Below are 15308 nucleotides of genomic sequence, written 5' to 3' on the forward strand. Positions count from 1 at the left end.
GAAAGCAGGTATTTCCTGCCTTGGACTGGCCTTTGCAGACTAGAGGTTTTCGCAGGCGTTGCAATGATCGTCCCTGCGTCAGACCGACCCATTCAGCCTGCGTGAGAAAGGATATTCAAAAGCTTGCCGCTGGGGTCGCGAATATAGAAGCGCCGTACGCCCCAGGGCTCGTCGACCGGCCCGTAGACGATCTGATGCCCGCCTGCGACCGCGCGCCGATGGACTTCGTCCAGGTCATCGACCTCGATCGAAATGTCGGGCACTGCGGTTCCCGATCCACCCTCCGTCGCAATGCCGATCTGGGTGATTGCGCGCCTGTCAGACGCAAGGGTGACGATCCAGCCATGATCCATCACGACGTCGAGATCGAACAGCTCTGAATAGAAGTTGCGCACTTCTTCGATGGAAGCGGCGGCGATATTCGGAACGATGCGCAGCACTGTCATGTTGTTCCTCCCTCGGCGTGAAGAGAAATAGCACCTGGTCGATCTGCGGAACAGTTCGGGCCTATCCGCCGAACCATTCCGCATGTCATATTCAGAGGCCTCAAATGCTCGCCTGCAGCCCATAGAGATTGGCATAAATGCCGCCGCTCTCCATAAGCCTGTCATGATTGCCTTCTTCGGCGATACCGTCGCCGGTAAGCACCAGGATACGGTCGGCATGGCGGATCGTCGAAAGCCTATGGGCGATCACGAGTGTGGTGCGCCCTTTGGCGAGCGTCAGGAACGCCTGTTGGACAGCGCGCTCGCTTTCATTGTCGAGCGCGCTCGTCGCCTCGTCGAAGATGAGGATGGCAGGGTTCTTGAGGAAGGCGCGAGCGATGGTCAGCCGCTGACGCTGACCGCCCGACAGCTTTACGCCGCGTTGGCCGATATCGGTCTGATAGCCCTGCGGCAAAGCCATGATGAATTCATGCGCATGAGCCGCGCGGGCCGCAGCTTCCACCTCTTCGTCTGTGGCATCCGGGCGACCGTAGCGAAGGTTGTCCGCCACAGTTCCGGCGAAGAGATAGACATCCTGCTGCACCACGCCGAGGTGCCGGCGCAGTGAGGCGAGCGTCACATCGCGAATATCGGTGCCGTCGATTTCGATCGAGCCGTCGGTGACATCATAAAAGCGGGGAAGCAGCGCGCAGAGCGTGCTTTTCCCCACACCGGACGGGCCGACGAGCGCAACGAATTCGCCCGGCCGGATGGTCAGCGACAGGTTGCTGAGCACCTCCGCCCCGTCATCATAGCTGAAATCGACATTTGACAGCCTGATCTCTCCCCTCGGCGTATGCAACGCGCGCGCCGAAGGACGATCCACCACGTCTGGATCGATCTCCAGGATCTCCATCGCCCGCACGAAGCCGGTGTAACCCTCCTGCCAGAGCCGGGCGAGGTTGGCCATCCGCTTGACCGGATCGACGAGGACGCCGACGCAGAGCAGGAAGGTCAGAAGATCGGCAATGGTGAGTTCCGCCGCAAGGATGCGCAATCCGCCGAGGATGACGACCAGAAGCGTGATGATCTGGGCGAAGGTCTCAGCGCCGGCGGAAAACCAGGCTTCGCTGCGGTAGCCATCGGCGCGGCTTTCGAGGAAGCGCCGGTTCAGGACAGCAAAGCGTCTCCGTTCCAGGTCCTCGTTGGCGAAGGATTGGACGACGCGGATGCCGGCCAGTGCATCCTCGACTCTTTCGTTGACGGCGGCGATCTCCTGCTTGCTCGCCTCGAGAGCGCGGTTCATGCGCCTGTTGAAGTGAAGTGCATAGGCCACTGCAAATGGCGTCAGCAGAAGGATCAGAAAGGCAAGCTGCGGATCGATGAAGAACAGGACCGTCATGGCCCCGCTATATTTCAGGAAGGCGATCAGCAGGTCTTCCGGCCCGTGATGAAAAAGCTCACCCAACCAGAAGGAGTCGCCGACGATGCGGCTCATCAATTGGCCGGTGCGGTGCCGGTCGTAGAAGCCGAAGGATAGTTTCTGGCAGTGGTCGAACAGTTCCTGCCGGATATTCGCCTCGATATGCGCACCCATCATGTGGCCGCGATAGTCGACGAAGAAGATCGCGCCTGTCTCGATCGCGACGATGGCCAGCATGACGCCACCCATGCCGAGGATCTGCCAATAGGCCGAAGCGCTATCGGTGAGCACGATGAGATGGCTCATCACGATATTGGCGCAGAGCGGCAAGGCTACTGCGGCAGCAGCGACCACGACGGCACAGGCAATATCGGCCATGAGCAGCGGAAGATGCGGCCGGAAATAGGACAGAAATTTGCGCAGGCGCAACTGGCGCCCGTTGTGGATATGCGATGCTGATGAGAGGTCGTGGTTAGGACGCCGCGGGTTTTTCCTCGCGCGTGAAAGCAAACTGGACATGAAGACGGATATCCTGAGTGTTGATCTTGTTTTTCTGGTTGCTCAGGATCGTTTTCATCAGTGCCTCCCATCGGGGTGAAACCAGGGGCTGTGCGCCTTTCAAGCGGCACGGCCTTGCTGACAGCGTGCCGCTTTTACCGCAAAACGCTGCGAAAGGCGACAGTCTTTTTGTTCTGACATGTGACAGCGACAGGCTTGGGCGGGGTCTTCGGGCCATTTCCGCTCACGGATCGGGCCCGCTGATTTCCTCCTGCAAGCGCTCGAAAGCCGTTGGAAACAGCGTCGCGGGTGGGCTGTACGGATTGGAGAAGGCGTAGATGAAGAAAAGGATGATGCCGGTAAAGATGCCGAAGATCGATAGTAGCAGCAGGTTGCGGCCATCGGGCGCGTACGGGTAGTAGCCGATCGCGGTGAAGATCACGCCCGAAACCGCGGCAAACCAGAAGATCAGGCTGATAGAGTCGGTGCCGCTGTTTTCCCTTCGGTCGCGGGATTCCGAAATCATATGTATCTCCGCGAGCATATGGCTGCGCAGGCTCTCCTGCTTGGCATTGGCAGGTACCAGTTCGAGAATCCTCAGATAAGCGTTGTTCCATTGATCCCAGGCGGCCGAAGAGAGTTCGCCCGTGCGCCCGAGTTCACGCCATTCCTGCTCGATGACGATGCGGACATAATCCTTCAGCGCCTTCTGGATTGGTCCCTGCGCCTCCGGCCCAAAACGCTCGGCATCATAGAAGACATCGCCGACCGCGTTGCTTTCCACCGTACTTTCTGTTCGCAGGGCCTGGTATTCGATCATTTCCTGCGCAAAAACGAGGGCGAGGATGAGTGCATGCAAGCTGGCGATGCGGGTGATGACCGAACTGGCCAGTTCCCTGTCCCGTCCGCCTGGGTCACCGCCCATAACCAGATGCATGATGTAGTAGGCCGCAAGCACTGTTGCGGTCGTGCCTCCAATGATGGCAATGCCGATCAGAACCGACGCCATTTAGCTCCCCTCATATGGGAGAGTGTAAGGCTTTCATATCAGACGGGCAATCATGTCGGGGACTACCGAAGCAGACTGTCGAACACAGGCATGCCGCCGATCGCCGAGGCTGCGATCAGAATGTAGCAGGTCACGCGGAAGGTGCTTTCCTTGGCGAAGCCGAACAGCTTCGAACCGCCCCAGAGGCCGGTGGCATAGGCAGGCAGCGTGACGATCGTAAGCGCAAAAACCGTGGAGACGAACAGCCCGCCGAAATAATAGCTGACGAAGCTGAAGACCGTGGAGATCGAAAAGTAGAGGATGACGTTTGAGCGCACACGCGTGAAGTTGCTTTTGCCACCAAGCCAGTAGGCGACGACAGGCGGGCCGCCGAGCTGTGCCGCGCCGCTGAAGAGACCGGCAACAAGGCCGATTGCTGCGCTGAGCGGAGCGATCGGCTTGCCATGATAGCGCCAGCCGGAGACAAGCAGCGCGAGCAGGCAGATGGCGATCGCCGAGATGATCCAGCGCAGCAAAAGCGGGTCCATGAGCGCCAAAACTGCCGTTCCCGTGGGAACACCGAGAGCGGCGCCTGCTGCCATCGTGAAGACCTCGCGCCTGTCCGCGCCGCGCCATGCTGCCGGGATCATGCCAAGCGTCGCAAGCCCGTCGATGACCAGCAGCACAGGAGAGGTGAGCTTGGGCCCGATGACGGCACCGGCAAGCGGAATGAAGATGAGCGCGGCGCCGAAACCGGAAAACCCGCGCGCAAGGCCGGCAACGAATGCGAAGATGATCAACCCGGGGATGCCATGGTCGGGCAGCGCGGCGTCAAACCAGGCGCGCAGGCCGGCCATCAGCGCTTCCAGCGTCATCGATGAGGCTCCGTATTTCGGGGGAGAGACAGGGCAGGAGGCCCTGTCTAACGCAACTGCCTGATATGCCTGATATCAGGCGCCCAGCATCAGGTCCATGTTCTGCACGGCGGCGCCCGAAGCACCCTTGCCGAGATTGTCATAGACCGCGACGAGAAGCGCCTGCGCAAGATCGTCATTGGCAAAGACGTGCAGGCGCATGCGGTTGGTGTTGTTGTAGATTTCCGGGTTGAGTTCCGGCGTGCGCTCTGACGTCTCCAAGGGGGCAACCTCCACGAAGCCCCCGATGCCGGCATAATAGTCGGCGATCGCTGCATGCAGGTCAGCACCCTTCGGCACCTTGGGCAGATGCGACAGCTGTAGCGGAACGGTGACCACCATGCCCTGCGCGAAATTGCCGACAACCGGCTGGAAGAACGGCACGCGTCCGAGTTTGGCATAGCGCTGCAGCTCGGGAAGGTGCTTGTGCTTGAAGCTCAGGCCATAGGGCATGTATTCGGGCGCATCTTCGCCCTTGGCGACGTAATCCTCGATCATCGTACGGCCGCCGCCGGTATAACCGGAAATGCCGTTGACCGTGACCGGGAAGTCGGCAGGCACGAGCCCGGCTTCGATCAGCGGGCGCAGCGTGGCGATCGGCCCCTGCGGCCAGCAACCGGGATTGGCGACGCGCTTGGCCGAGGCGATGACGCCCGCCTGCTCCTTGCTCATTTCCGGAAAGCCATAGGCCCAGCCTTCGGCGACGCGATGCGCCGTCGAGGCGTCGATAACCTTGGTACGGCCGTTTTCGATCAGGCTGACGCTTTCCTTGGCGGCATCGTCCGGCAGGCAGAGGATCGCAATATCGGCCTCGTTGAGCAGCGCTGCACGGACAGCCTTGTCCTTGCGGCTTTCGGTCGGGATCGACAGCAGCTCAAGATCGCGGCGCTCCGCCAGACGCTCGCGGATCTGCAGACCCGTCGTTCCAGCTTCGCCATCGATGAAGATCTTTGCTGCCATGATTATCCTGCACTTTCAGTGAGTTCGGATTGTTTCCGGAATCAGTTTGCCATGAAGTTGAATCAATTTGATAACAGCAGTCATCCTGCCGTCGCGCGCCGTTCGGCGTGGAGGCCCAGCATATACATTGCGACCGTCGCCCCCGCAATGGCGGTGATGTCGGCATGGTCATAGGGCGGAGAGACTTCGACGACGTCGGCACCGCGGATATCGAGCTGTTTCAGCCGCTGCAGCACGGAGAGGATCTTCGCGCTGGACGGGCCGCCGGCAACCGGCGTGCCGGTGCCGGGTGCAAAGGCCGGGTCCAGGCAGTCGATATCGAAGGTCAGATAGGCGGGCGAGCCCTTCGTATGCGAGATGATCGTCGAAGCGATATCCGATGCGCTCATCTCTTCGACCTGATGGCCATAGACCAAGTGGATGCCGAAATCCTCTGGCGCATGCGTACGGATGCCGATCTGGATGGAGCGGTCGGGATCGATGAGGCCGGCGCGGACTGCACGGGCCACGAAGGAGCCGTGGTCGATACGGCGCTCGTCGTCCAGCCACGTGTCCTGATGGGCGTCGAACTGCACGAGCGCCAGTGGGCCGTGGCGATCGACATGCGCCTTCAGCAGCGGCCAGGTGACGTAATGATCGCCGCCGAGGGTGAGCAGGAAGGCCCCTTTGTCGAGAATGGTGCTCGCCTGCCGCTCTATGGCTGCAGGCGTGTCCTGATGATTGCCGTAGTCGAGCAGGCAGTCGCCGTAGTCGATGACGGCCATTTCGGCGAAGAGATCGCGCTGAAACGGATATTGCGGATCGTTGTCGAAGATCGCCGACGCCCGGCGAATCGCCTGCGGCCCGAAACGCGTGCCCGGCCGGTTGGAGGTCGCGGCATCGAAGGGAATGCCCCAGACGACGGCATCGGCTCCTGTCAGATCCTTGGTGAAGCGGCGGCGCATGAAGGAGAGCGCGCCGGCAAAGGTCGGGTCGGAGGCGGCCGATGTCAGGCTCTGCGCCGTGAAGGCATGGTCGATGGTCTTATTCGCCATGGGAAGCTTGCTCCTCTCCGGTAAAGTCATAGGCGCGTTCTACCCGCGCAATGCGAACCTTATATTGCTTGTACCAGCGCTCACGACCGAGGCGCTGGGCGGCGAGGTGGTTCGCGACCTGCTTCCAGGCCTTCAGGCTTTCCTCGTCGGCCCAGTAGGAATTGGTGATGCCGAAGCCATCGGCATCCCGCGCGCTTTCGGCCCCAAGACAGCCCGGCTGCTGCAGCGCGAGCTCCGCCATCCGGTCTGCCATGGCGCCATAGCCATTGTCGCCCTCGGTGCGAACGGACGAGAAGGTCACGACGTAGTAGGGCGGTTCGGGCGTGGTGGCGAAGCGTGAGGGTTTGGCAGAGGGCATGATCGGATTCCTTGTCTCTGAAGGAAGGGGTAGGCGAGCTTCCTGCAGATTTCAAGGAATCACATTTCAAGCCAGGCGGCGGATCTTCTCCGCCGCCCTTTGGCATCAGCCGCGAGCGCGGATGCGCCATAGTGCAAACAGTGTGATGATACCCATTGCCGTGCAATAGCCGGCGAGTGGCCATGCCGTATTGCCGTCCAACAGCAGCACAAAGAGCGTGCCGATGCAGCCGACAATCAGGCTCTCGACACAGAAGTAGAGTGCAACCGCCGTTCCGGCTGTTTGGCCAAAGGCCGCCAACGCCCCGTTTGCCGTAACCGCGGTCGTCAGCACGATGCCGACGGCGATCACCCACATCGGCAAGACGAAGCTGGCGAACGAGGGGGCAAGCAGCACCTCGCCGAGGCCGAGAAGCAACGCGCCGACAAGAAGCAGGCCCATGCCGCGGGCAAGGCTGCCGACCATTCCCCATCGCGCGACGAAGCGGCCGGCAAAGCGTGCGGATAGGATCATCACCGCTGCCGCCGTGGCGAAGGAAAGGCTGAAGGCGAGACCCGAAAAGCCGGCATGATCGATCAACACCCGAGGTGCGGTGGAAAAGAACACGAAGAAGGCGCCCATCGCCGCACTGAAGCCTGTCGTGTAGGTCCAGAAATGCGCATTCGTCAGGATTGAACGCATGTTGATCGTTGCTGCGACTGATGCCGCAGGCCTGGTTTCGTGCCAACCTCTCAGGGCGTTGAGGACCGACGCAAGCATCAGTCCGCCGAGCAACAGGAAGATGGCGCGCCACCCGGCATGGTCGGCAATCACGGCGCCGGCGATCGGTCCGAGCGCCGGCACGAAGGAGAGGATCGCGCCAAGCAGGCTGTAGATGACGGCGCCTTCCGGCCTCGCTGCGTAGACATCGCGCACTGTTGCGAAGGTCGCCACAAGTGCCGCCGACGCGCCGGCCGCCTGAAGCAGGCGCAGCACGACGAACAGTGCGGCCGACGAAGTGGCTGCGAGCAACAGCGAAGAGATCGCAAACAGCAGCGCGCCGCCAAGCAGCACCGGACGCCGGCCGATCCGGTCCGACAGGGGTCCGAAGAGCATCTGGCCGGCGCCGAGAATGAGCATGTAGAGACTGAGGGTCAGTTGAACGACTGTCGCCGATGTGCCGAGTGCTTCGGGCATCGTCGGAACGACGGGGAGGTAGATGTCCATGGCAAGCGAGGCCAGGATATCGAAGGGCGCCAGAAGCAGCACCGCTGCCGGCAGGGAGCAAGTCCAGTTCCTGTTTTGGGAAGGCATAGGTATTCATCCGCTCGAATGAGTTCATCCGGCGGCGATCTGCCTTCTCATCGCAGTCTCGATTGATTGGACAGATGCCGCAACAACTTCAAAAGGTTGCTGCGGCCCATCTGTCTGCGGACGGGGTGGCTCCCATGTCAGGTCCTGTCTTGTCCGGTCTGAAATCTGACGTGGCTTTAACAGCCGGCAGTACCGGCGACAATAGGCGAGTGGCGCGTTGACTTCGCAAACCGCTTCCAAGAAGCTGCGCCGACTAAACCAGGAAGGAGCCACGAGCAATGTTCGACCACATTTCAATCGGGGTAAAAAGCCTCGATAGATCGCGCCAGTTTTACGATGCGGCACTGGCGGCGCTCGGCTATGAACGGCTGTCGAATTTCGACGGAACGATGGGATACGGCACCGAGAGGCCTGCCTTCTGGGTGAGTGAAGTGGAGCGCCCAGTGCCGGCCGATCGCGGCTCGGGGCTGCATTTCTGCTTCGTCGCCACGAGTGAGGAGGCCGTCAACGCCTTCTATGCCGCAGCACTTGCCAATGGTGGCGAGGACAATGGCGCACCGGGCATCCGCCTGGACTATAGCCAGTTCTATTATGCCGCCTTCATCATCGATCCTGATGGATATCGGCTGGAAGCCTTCTTCAACAAGCCGGAATAAAGAAAAGGCCGGGCGAAAACCCGGCCTTTCCATGAAAGCATGTCTGAAAGCGACTAGCGCTTCGAGAACTGGAACGAACGGCGGGCCTTGGCCTTACCGTACTTCTTACGTTCGACGACGCGGCTGTCGCGGGTCAGGAAGCCACCCTTCTTCAGGACCGAGCGCAGGCCCGGTTCGAAGTAGGTGAGGGCCTTGGACAGACCGTGGCGAACAGCACCGGCCTGGCCGGAGAGACCGCCGCCTGCGACGGTTGCAATGATGTCGAACTGGCCGTCGCGGGCAGCAGCAACGATCGGCTGGCGCAGGATCATCTGCAGAACCGGACGTGCGAAATATTCCGCGAATTCCTTGCCGTTGACGATGATCTTGCCGGAGCCCGGCTTGACCCATACGCGGGCAACGGCGTTCTTGCGCTTGCCGGTCGCGTAGGAACGGCCAAGCGAGTCGACCTTGCGGACGTGAGCCGGAGCAGCAGCTGCTACTTCAGTCGACGTGCCGAGATCCTTCAGGGAGGAAAGGTCAGCCATTTATCAGGCGCTCCTTACGTTCTTCTTGTTCAGCGAGGCGACGTCGAGGACGGACGGCTGCTGTGCTTCGTGGGGATGGTTCGGGCCGGCGTATACACGCAGGTTCTTCATCTGGCGACGGCCGAGCGGGCCGCGGGGAACCATGCGCTCAACAGCCTTCTCGAGGACGCGCTCCGGGAAGCGGCCTTCGATGATCTGGCGAGCAGTACGCTCCTTGATGCCGCCGGCATAACCGGTGTGCCAGTAGTAAACCTTGTCGGAATACTTCTTGCCGGTGAAAACGACCTTGTCAGCGTTGATGACGATAACATTGTCGCCGTCGTCAACGTGAGGCGTGAAAGTTGCCTTGTGCTTGCCACGCAGACGCATAGCGATAACGGAAGCGAGACGGCCAACGACGAGCCCTTCGGCGTCGATGACGACCCACTTCTTCTCCACCTCTGCAGGCTTCTGGGAGAAGGTTGCCATAGTTGTTACTCTCTCTTGGATCCCCGTGCCCGAAGGCGATGGGGCGTTTCTTGTTGCTTGGCTTGGCTGCTCGAAAGACAGACCAAAAAAGAAAACAGCCCCGAAAGGCTGCATTTCCGGCGCGGCTTATAGCGGCAATCGATTAGCCGGTCAATACAGGCCATTCTGGCGGCCGGAAAAATAGCATAGAAAAAACAATAGGTTAAATGTGAGGTATAATGATACCTCACATTAGTGCGCTCGAAAACAGGAAGTTTCGCATCCGGAAAGTCACGCACTGTCGTATTCGGCTCGAAATCGCCCCACCCTTGTGGCACAAGGACGGATACAGACAGCACAGGAACATGCCATGGCCGAGATCGTATCCTTCCGCAAGGACAACAACAATTCGGGCGAGGGCGCCCTCGTGCTTCGCCAGCTTTCCGGCAGCATATTGCGCCTGACGCTCAACAATCCACCGGCCAATGCGCTCTCTATATCAGTCATGGAAACGCTGATGGGCGAGTTGCAGGGTGCGGCAGATGACCAGGACGTACGCATCGTCGTCATCGCCTCGACAGGAAATGTCTTTTCCGCCGGTCATGACCTGAAGGAATTGACTGCGCACCGCGCCGACGAGGACGACGGCGTCGCCTTCTTCGAAGAAACCTTTGCGCTGGCCGCGGATCTGATGCTCGAGATCAGTCGTTTGCCGAAGCCGGTCATCGCCGAGATCGATGGGCTCGCGACGGCAGCAGGCTGCCAGCTCGTCGCAAGCTGCGATCTTGCGATCTGCACGGATACGTCCACCTTCTGCACGCCGGGCGTCAATATCGGGCTTTTCTGCTCGACGCCGGCCGTCGCCGTTTCGCGCGCCGCCCACCGCAAGCAGGCGATGGAGATGCTGCTGACGGGCGAGACGATCGACGCCTCGACGGCAAAGGATTTCGGTCTGGTCAACCGCATTGTACCGAAGCAGTACCTCACCCAGGTGGTCAGCAAATACGCATCCGTCATTGCCTCGAAGTCGCCGGAGGCGTTGAGGATCGGCAAGGAAGCCTTTTACAGACAGCTCGAAATGCCGATCGCGGAAGCCTACGACTACACCGCAAGCGTGATGGTCGACAGCATGCTGACCGGCGATGCGCAGGAGGGGATCGGTGCCTTTCTTGCAAAGCGCACGCCCGAATGGAAGGGTGAATGATCAGGCGAGCTTCAGGATCAGCCCGCCGAGCGCGATGATGATGCCGGCGAGATAGCGCCAGACACTGGCCTTTTCCTTCAGCACCAGAACCGAGATGACAAGTGCGAACAGGATGGCGGTTTCCCGCAGCGCCGCCACCGTCGCGACCGGGGCCTTCGTCATCGCCCAGAGTGCCAGGCCATAGGAGGCGATCGAGCCCGTGCCGCCGATCAACCCGCGCCACCAGTTTCGCCTGACGTGAGTGGCGACAGTTATGAGGCCGCGCTGCGAAATCGCCCAGGCAAAGAGGAGAACCGGCGGCAGAAGCGACATCCACAGCGTGTAGGAAATCGCATTGCCGGAAAGCCGGGCGCCGATGCCGTCCACATAGGTATAGGTGGCGATGACGCAGGCGTTGATCAGCGCCAGCATAATCGCGTGACGGCTGCCGTGGCGGGCTTCGAAGGCCAGGGTGAGGATGCCGGCGCAGATCGTCATGGTTCCGGCAAGCGCTCCACCCGTCAGATGCTCTCCGAGGATGAAGCCGCTGGTGGCGACGATGAGCAGGGGCGCTGCGCCGCGCATCAGCGGATAGACGAGGCCGATATCGCCCGCCCTGTAGGCGGCGGCCACCAGCTGGAAATAGGCAAATTGCAGGATCGCGGAAGCGCCGATGAAGGGCCACGCCTGGGGCTGCGGCAGGGGAAGCAACGGCAGGAATGGCAGCGAGGCAACAGCGCCGCCTGCAGAGATCAGCGCCGCATCAAGTGACTTGTCCTTGCCGGCTTTGATGATGGCATTCCATGTCGCGTGCAGAAGCGCACCGAAAAGGACAAGAAGAATAACGTCGAGGGGCAAGGTGAATGATCCGGGAGCACTGCAGCAAAATATGGGAAACCATCACAGCTTTCCCGTTTGAGCCCGCCTTGAAATAACAACCTGTGTTTGCGCGATTTGATCTGCAAGGTGTACTCCACACGGTCCAAATTCAATAGCATGGATCAATGAAGCGAACAATTGCCCATTGATGTGGCAATTTCTGCGTGCGCTCGAAATACGTTCAATTCCGCTTATCTCACACAACTATGAGATGTTACTAATGGACACATGAACATATCGTGATCAAATTATGTATGAAAGGTGAAATTCAGCCATGGCGAGAGAATGTCGACAATCCTATGCTGCTGAAATGTAGACATTATTCTATAACTTTGAAATGGTTATAAATTTACAATCAAAGCGAGTTTCTTGAGATATTTTGTATCTACAGATTGAACGACGAGTCCTTTCGCAGATGCGAAAGGATCGATAATATTCAAAATTCCGAATGAATGCTCGCTTAGAGATTATAGTGTGGAATGAAGAACATCCCGTCCAGGTTGTCTATGTTCTGGCAGTTCAGCACCCGGCACTTGGGGTTGTCCTTTGAGGGAATGCTCGTCCATTCCGCATAGTCGGTCGCATCACAGTAATTGCTGTTTCGGACATAGCGGTCGTAGAGAGGAAGGCCGCGGGGTGAAGTGTAGCGAAAGATGACTGCGCCTTGATTATGGATCGCTGCGCGCACGCTCTGGCAGCTCATGGTGAGCGGATTGTAGCGCGAGATCGCAAGCGCCGGCGAGGCGGCGAGCACAAGCGCGAGGGTAACGGCGATTTTTTTCATGGCACAATTTCTCCCTTAGATTTCCGGCACCTATATATACGCGCAAACGGGCCGCCGGTTTCAATGAATCGCGACTGTGAGATCCAGTTCCAGGAGACAGCAGATATGAACCATGATGCCTATGCCGACGACTATCTCTCCGGTATTCTGAAATCCGTCAAAACCATCGCGCTGACGGGGGCTTCGCCCAATCCGGCCCGGCCGAGCAATGGTGTCATGGGCTATCTCCTGTCGCGCGGCTACAAGGTCATTCCCGTTAATCCGGGGCAGGCGGGCAAGCAGATCCACGGGCAGACTGTTTACGCACGTCTTGCCGACATCCCCGAACCGGTCGACATGGTCGAGGTCTTCCGCGCATCCGAATATCTTGACGGGGTGGTGGACGAGGCATTGGCACTTGATCCCCGCCCGCAGGTCGTGTGGGCACAGCTTGGCGTGAGCGACGATGCAGCCGCCGCCAAGGCCGAAGCCGGCGGTATCAAGGTCGTCATGAACCGCTGCCCGGCAATCGAGTATCCGCGTCTTTTCGGCTGACGCTGTCAGGCAGAACGGATTTTCTCCGGAACGCGCCGCGGTTGAAAAAGATCGCGGTTAACTTTCATGTTCGAGCGGCTATGATCGCGCCCGTCAACAATTGTACGGGAGGACGACATGGCCAAAAACGATCCGGGATTCAACACGCTGGCGATCCATGCGGGCGCGCAGCCCGATCCGGCGACCGGCGCGCGGATTACACCGATCTACCAGACCACGGCCTTCGTCTTCAACGATTCCGACCACGCCGCAGCCCTCTTCGGCCTGCAGCAATTCGGCAATATCTACACCCGCATCATGAACCCGACGCAGGCGGTCCTGGAAGAACGCGTCGCAGCCCTTGAAGGCGGCACGGCAGCGCTCGCAGTCGCCTCCGGTCATGCAGCGCAGATGGTCGTTTTCCACACGCTGATGCGCCCCGGCGAAAATTTCGTCGCCGCCCGCCGCCTCTATGGCGGATCGATCAATCAGTTCGGCCATGCCTTCGAGAATTTCGGCTGGCAGGTACGCTGGGCCGACCCTGAGAACCCCAGTGATTTCGAGAGCAGGATCGACGACAAGACGCGAGCGATCTTCATTGAAAGCCTTGCCAATCCGGGCGGTACCTTCGTCGATATCGCCGCGATTGCCGAAATCGCCCATCGTCACGACCTGCCGCTGATCGTCGACAACACCATGGCGACACCCTATCTCATTCGACCAATCGAGCACGGTGCGGATATTGTCGTGCATTCGCTGACCAAGTTCCTCGGCGGCCACGGCAATTCCATGGGCGGCATCATCGTCGATGGCGGCACCTTCGACTGGTCGAAGACCGGCAATTACCCGATGCTCTCCAGCCCGCGGCCGGAATATAACGGCGTCGTGCTGCACCAGACTTTCGGCAATTTTGYCTTCGCGATCGCCTGCCGTGTGCTCGGCCTGCGCGACCTCGGCCCGGCCATCTCGCCTTTCAACGCTTTCCTGATCCTGACCGGGATCGAGACGCTGCCGCTGCGCATGCAGCGTCATAGCGACAATGCGATTGATGTTGCCAAATGGCTCAAGGCCCATTCCAAGATCGCCTGGGTGAATTATTCCGGCCTCGAAGATGACCCGAACCACGCCCTGCAGCAGCGCTATTCACCCAAGGGCGCCGGCTCGGTCTTCACCTTCGGCGTCAAGGGCGGCTACGAGGCTGGCAAGGCGCTGGTCGAGGGGTTGGAACTCTTCTCGCATCTCGCCAATATCGGCGATACACGCTCCCTCGTGATCCATCCGGCCTCCACCACGCACCGGCAGCTGACCGACGAGCAGAGGGTCGCCGCAGGCGCCGGACCGGACGTGGTGCGCCTCTCCGTTGGCATCGAGGACGTGAAGGACATCATCGCCGACCTCGAGCAGTCGCTGTCGAAGATCTGAGCGTCCCTCGCAACGCTTGTATTTTTGCAGACTACGTTTGTCGGGATACAACCATGGGATCAGCGTCCGAGTGGAATAGACTCGGACGCGGCTTTCGTCCGATCGGACGAAAATCGCGGACCATTTAGAGCCCCAAGCCAAACTGGTTCGGCTGCGAAAAGTCTTTTATTCCGACTTTCGGCCAATCGCATCTCCTGTCGAACTGGAGTTTAGAGACGGTGCGGTGGCAAGTCGGGTCTGTCCTGAACGCATAACCTGGAAGGGAGACGTAGTGACTTGCCGACGTCCCGAACAACAGGCAAATCGTCAGTGCGACACAAAAAGGCTTCATGGTTGCCTCCCTTGTGGGATTAGGGGACGCATTTTCACATAGAGCAACGCTCTCGGACATATATCAATTTGTGCTAATACGTCAGCTGGGCGACACGCCAGGCGAAGAAGACGGAGTGTCCTCCGCAGCAAAGGTTTGCAATTTTGCAGCCTGCGTTTGTTGGGATACAGCCATAGGATCAGCGTGCGATTCGAATAGAGTCGGGGCGATGGTCGGCGAGTTTTTGACTCTGCCGATGTCGCTCTTTTTGTGCTTAATCTTTGCCGCGAAGGACACTGAAGGAAAGGCTGACCATGGCAAACGCGATCTCCTTCGATATCGGCGGCGTCGAACCGGAAGTCGGCGCTCCCGCAGCCGAACGCATCATTTCGGGTAATCCGCAATTTCGCACCTGGAATCTCGAGGAGGCCGAGGGCGGCCTCTACGCCGGCATCTGGGAGGCAACACCCGGCAAGTGGCGGATCGTCTACGAGGAGTGGGAATATTTCAGCCTGCTTTCCGGCTATTCGATCGTGACCGAGGATGGCGGTGAGCCGGTCCATCTCAGGGCCGGCGACCGCCTTGTCCTGAGGCCGGGCTTTAAAGGAACCTGGGAAGTCGTTGAAACGACTCGCAAGGATTATGTGATCAAGGTTTGAGCGCCGGGCCGGATAGAAGGTTTTTGATCCTTCTT

General features: G+C 59.7%; 17 protein-coding genes. 5 read left to right on the forward strand and 12 right to left on the reverse strand.

The genetic code is table 11. The features are described 5' to 3' along the window. Positions 1–92: 92 nt before the first annotated feature. From AC1DF8_RS16630 to cml, 8 genes are all read right to left on the reverse strand, one after another. Entirely contained in the window at positions 93–446 is a 354-nt protein-coding gene (locus tag AC1DF8_RS16630) for a VOC family protein (RefSeq protein ID WP_478154202.1), read from the reverse strand. A gap of 100 nt (positions 447–546) precedes the next feature. Then, positions 547–2226 carry an ABC transporter ATP-binding protein gene (locus AC1DF8_RS16635; RefSeq protein WP_478154237.1) on the reverse strand — a complete coding sequence of 560 codons (1680 nt, stop codon included), beginning with the start codon at positions 2224–2226 and terminating at the stop codon, positions 547–549. A gap of 364 nt (positions 2227–2590) precedes the next feature. Further along, complete coding sequence (locus AC1DF8_RS16640; protein WP_112544595.1) at positions 2591–3355, reverse strand: bestrophin-like domain; 765 nt, start codon at positions 3353–3355, stop codon at positions 2591–2593. Positions 3356–3417: 62 nt separating this feature from the next. Then, a complete protein-coding gene (locus AC1DF8_RS16645; RefSeq protein ID WP_113204681.1) occupies positions 3418–4209 on the reverse strand; it encodes a sulfite exporter TauE/SafE family protein in 792 nt (263 codons plus the stop codon). Positions 4210–4284: 75 nt separating this feature from the next. After that, the gene (gene argC, locus AC1DF8_RS16650) at positions 4285–5208 is read right to left on the reverse strand and encodes an N-acetyl-gamma-glutamyl-phosphate reductase (RefSeq protein WP_018114573.1); all 924 of its coding nucleotides are present in this window, start codon (positions 5206–5208) and stop codon (positions 4285–4287) included. Positions 5209–5288: 80 nt separating this feature from the next. After that, complete coding sequence (gene speB / locus AC1DF8_RS16655; protein WP_478154203.1) at positions 5289–6242, reverse strand: agmatinase; 954 nt, start codon at positions 6240–6242, stop codon at positions 5289–5291. Further along, a complete protein-coding gene (locus AC1DF8_RS16660; RefSeq protein ID WP_478154204.1) occupies positions 6232–6600 on the reverse strand; it encodes an antibiotic biosynthesis monooxygenase family protein in 369 nt (122 codons plus the stop codon). The genes speB and AC1DF8_RS16660 overlap by 11 nt, the downstream gene beginning before the upstream one ends. A 105-nt stretch (positions 6601–6705) precedes the next feature. After that, positions 6706–7893 (reverse strand): CmlA/FloR family chloramphenicol efflux MFS transporter, encoded by a 1188-nt coding sequence (gene cml / locus AC1DF8_RS16665; protein WP_478154205.1) that lies wholly within the window; start codon positions 7891–7893, stop codon positions 6706–6708. A gap of 278 nt (positions 7894–8171) precedes the next feature. On the opposite strand from cml, the gene AC1DF8_RS16670 reads away from it, so the two are divergent. Then, a complete protein-coding gene (locus tag AC1DF8_RS16670) occupies positions 8172–8549 on the forward strand; it encodes a VOC family protein (protein ID WP_018114577.1) in 378 nt (125 codons plus the stop codon). Between the two features lie 53 nt (positions 8550–8602). Here the strand turns inward: AC1DF8_RS16670 and rpsI are convergent, their stop codons facing one another. Both rpsI and rplM read right to left on the reverse strand, forming a co-directional pair. Next, positions 8603–9076 (reverse strand): 30S ribosomal protein S9, encoded by a 474-nt coding sequence (rpsI, locus tag AC1DF8_RS16675; RefSeq protein ID WP_018114578.1) that lies wholly within the window; start codon positions 9074–9076, stop codon positions 8603–8605. 3 nt (positions 9077–9079) lie between these two features. Continuing rightward, on the reverse strand, positions 9080–9544 hold the full coding sequence (gene rplM / locus AC1DF8_RS16680) for a 50S ribosomal protein L13 (protein ID WP_018114579.1): 465 nt from the start codon (positions 9542–9544) through the stop codon (positions 9080–9082). A 349-nt stretch (positions 9545–9893) separates the two neighbouring features. Here rplM and AC1DF8_RS16685 point away from each other — a divergent pair, with 349 nt between their 5' ends. Further along, the gene (locus AC1DF8_RS16685) at positions 9894–10727 is read left to right on the forward strand and encodes an enoyl-CoA hydratase (protein ID WP_112544583.1); all 834 of its coding nucleotides are present in this window, start codon (positions 9894–9896) and stop codon (positions 10725–10727) included. On the opposite strand, the gene AC1DF8_RS16690 is transcribed toward AC1DF8_RS16685, so the two are convergent. Both AC1DF8_RS16690 and AC1DF8_RS16695 read right to left on the reverse strand, forming a co-directional pair. Continuing rightward, positions 10728–11564, reverse strand: a complete 837-nt coding sequence (locus tag AC1DF8_RS16690; RefSeq protein ID WP_478154206.1) for an EamA family transporter — start codon at positions 11562–11564, stop codon at positions 10728–10730. Positions 11565–12045: 481 nt separating this feature from the next. Next, positions 12046–12369, reverse strand: a complete 324-nt coding sequence (locus tag AC1DF8_RS16695) for a hypothetical protein (RefSeq protein WP_183850943.1) — start codon at positions 12367–12369, stop codon at positions 12046–12048. A 105-nt stretch (positions 12370–12474) separates the two neighbouring features. On the opposite strand from AC1DF8_RS16695, the gene AC1DF8_RS16700 reads away from it, so the two are divergent. From AC1DF8_RS16700 to AC1DF8_RS16710, 3 genes are all read left to right on the forward strand, one after another. Continuing rightward, complete coding sequence (locus AC1DF8_RS16700; RefSeq protein ID WP_018114583.1) at positions 12475–12903, forward strand: CoA-binding protein; 429 nt, start codon at positions 12475–12477, stop codon at positions 12901–12903. Between the two features lie 117 nt (positions 12904–13020). Next, a complete protein-coding gene (locus AC1DF8_RS16705; protein ID WP_478154207.1) occupies positions 13021–14304 on the forward strand; it encodes an O-acetylhomoserine aminocarboxypropyltransferase in 1284 nt (427 codons plus the stop codon). Between the two features lie 624 nt (positions 14305–14928). Further along, the gene (locus tag AC1DF8_RS16710) at positions 14929–15273 is read left to right on the forward strand and encodes a cupin domain-containing protein (protein WP_478154208.1); all 345 of its coding nucleotides are present in this window, start codon (positions 14929–14931) and stop codon (positions 15271–15273) included. Positions 15274–15308 lie beyond the last annotated feature (35 nt).

Source organism: Rhizobium sp. 05N49 (assembly GCF_056396805.1).

What these genes read in the sequence shown, in the direction of transcription:
- AC1DF8_RS16630 (WP_478154202.1), bottom strand. Translation starts at nt 446, where the DNA reads ATGACAGTGCTGCGCATCGTTCCGAATATCGCCGCCGCTTCCATCGAA.
- AC1DF8_RS16635 (WP_478154237.1), bottom strand. Translation starts at nt 2,226, where the DNA reads ATGGCCGATATTGCCTGTGCCGTCGTGGTCGCTGCTGCCGCAGTAGCC.
- AC1DF8_RS16640 (WP_112544595.1), bottom strand. Translation starts at nt 3,355, where the DNA reads ATGGCGTCGGTTCTGATCGGCATTGCCATCATTGGAGGCACGACCGCA.
- AC1DF8_RS16645 (WP_113204681.1), bottom strand. Translation starts at nt 4,209, where the DNA reads ATGACGCTGGAAGCGCTGATGGCCGGCCTGCGCGCCTGGTTTGACGCC.
- argC (WP_018114573.1), bottom strand. Translation starts at nt 5,208, where the DNA reads ATGGCAGCAAAGATCTTCATCGATGGCGAAGCTGGAACGACGGGTCTG.
- speB (WP_478154203.1), bottom strand. Translation starts at nt 6,242, where the DNA reads ATGGCGAATAAGACCATCGACCATGCCTTCACGGCGCAGAGCCTGACA.
- AC1DF8_RS16660 (WP_478154204.1), bottom strand. Translation starts at nt 6,600, where the DNA reads ATGCCCTCTGCCAAACCCTCACGCTTCGCCACCACGCCCGAACCGCCC.
- cml (WP_478154205.1), bottom strand. Translation starts at nt 7,893, where the DNA reads ATGCCTTCCCAAAACAGGAACTGGACTTGCTCCCTGCCGGCAGCGGTG.
- AC1DF8_RS16670 (WP_018114577.1), top strand. Translation starts at nt 8,172, where the DNA reads ATGTTCGACCACATTTCAATCGGGGTAAAAAGCCTCGATAGATCGCGC.
- rpsI (WP_018114578.1), bottom strand. Translation starts at nt 9,076, where the DNA reads ATGGCTGACCTTTCCTCCCTGAAGGATCTCGGCACGTCGACTGAAGTA.
- rplM (WP_018114579.1), bottom strand. Translation starts at nt 9,544, where the DNA reads ATGGCAACCTTCTCCCAGAAGCCTGCAGAGGTGGAGAAGAAGTGGGTC.
- AC1DF8_RS16685 (WP_112544583.1), top strand. Translation starts at nt 9,894, where the DNA reads ATGGCCGAGATCGTATCCTTCCGCAAGGACAACAACAATTCGGGCGAG.
- AC1DF8_RS16695 (WP_183850943.1), bottom strand. Translation starts at nt 12,369, where the DNA reads ATGAAAAAAATCGCCGTTACCCTCGCGCTTGTGCTCGCCGCCTCGCCG.
- AC1DF8_RS16700 (WP_018114583.1), top strand. Translation starts at nt 12,475, where the DNA reads ATGAACCATGATGCCTATGCCGACGACTATCTCTCCGGTATTCTGAAA.
- AC1DF8_RS16710 (WP_478154208.1), top strand. Translation starts at nt 14,929, where the DNA reads ATGGCAAACGCGATCTCCTTCGATATCGGCGGCGTCGAACCGGAAGTC.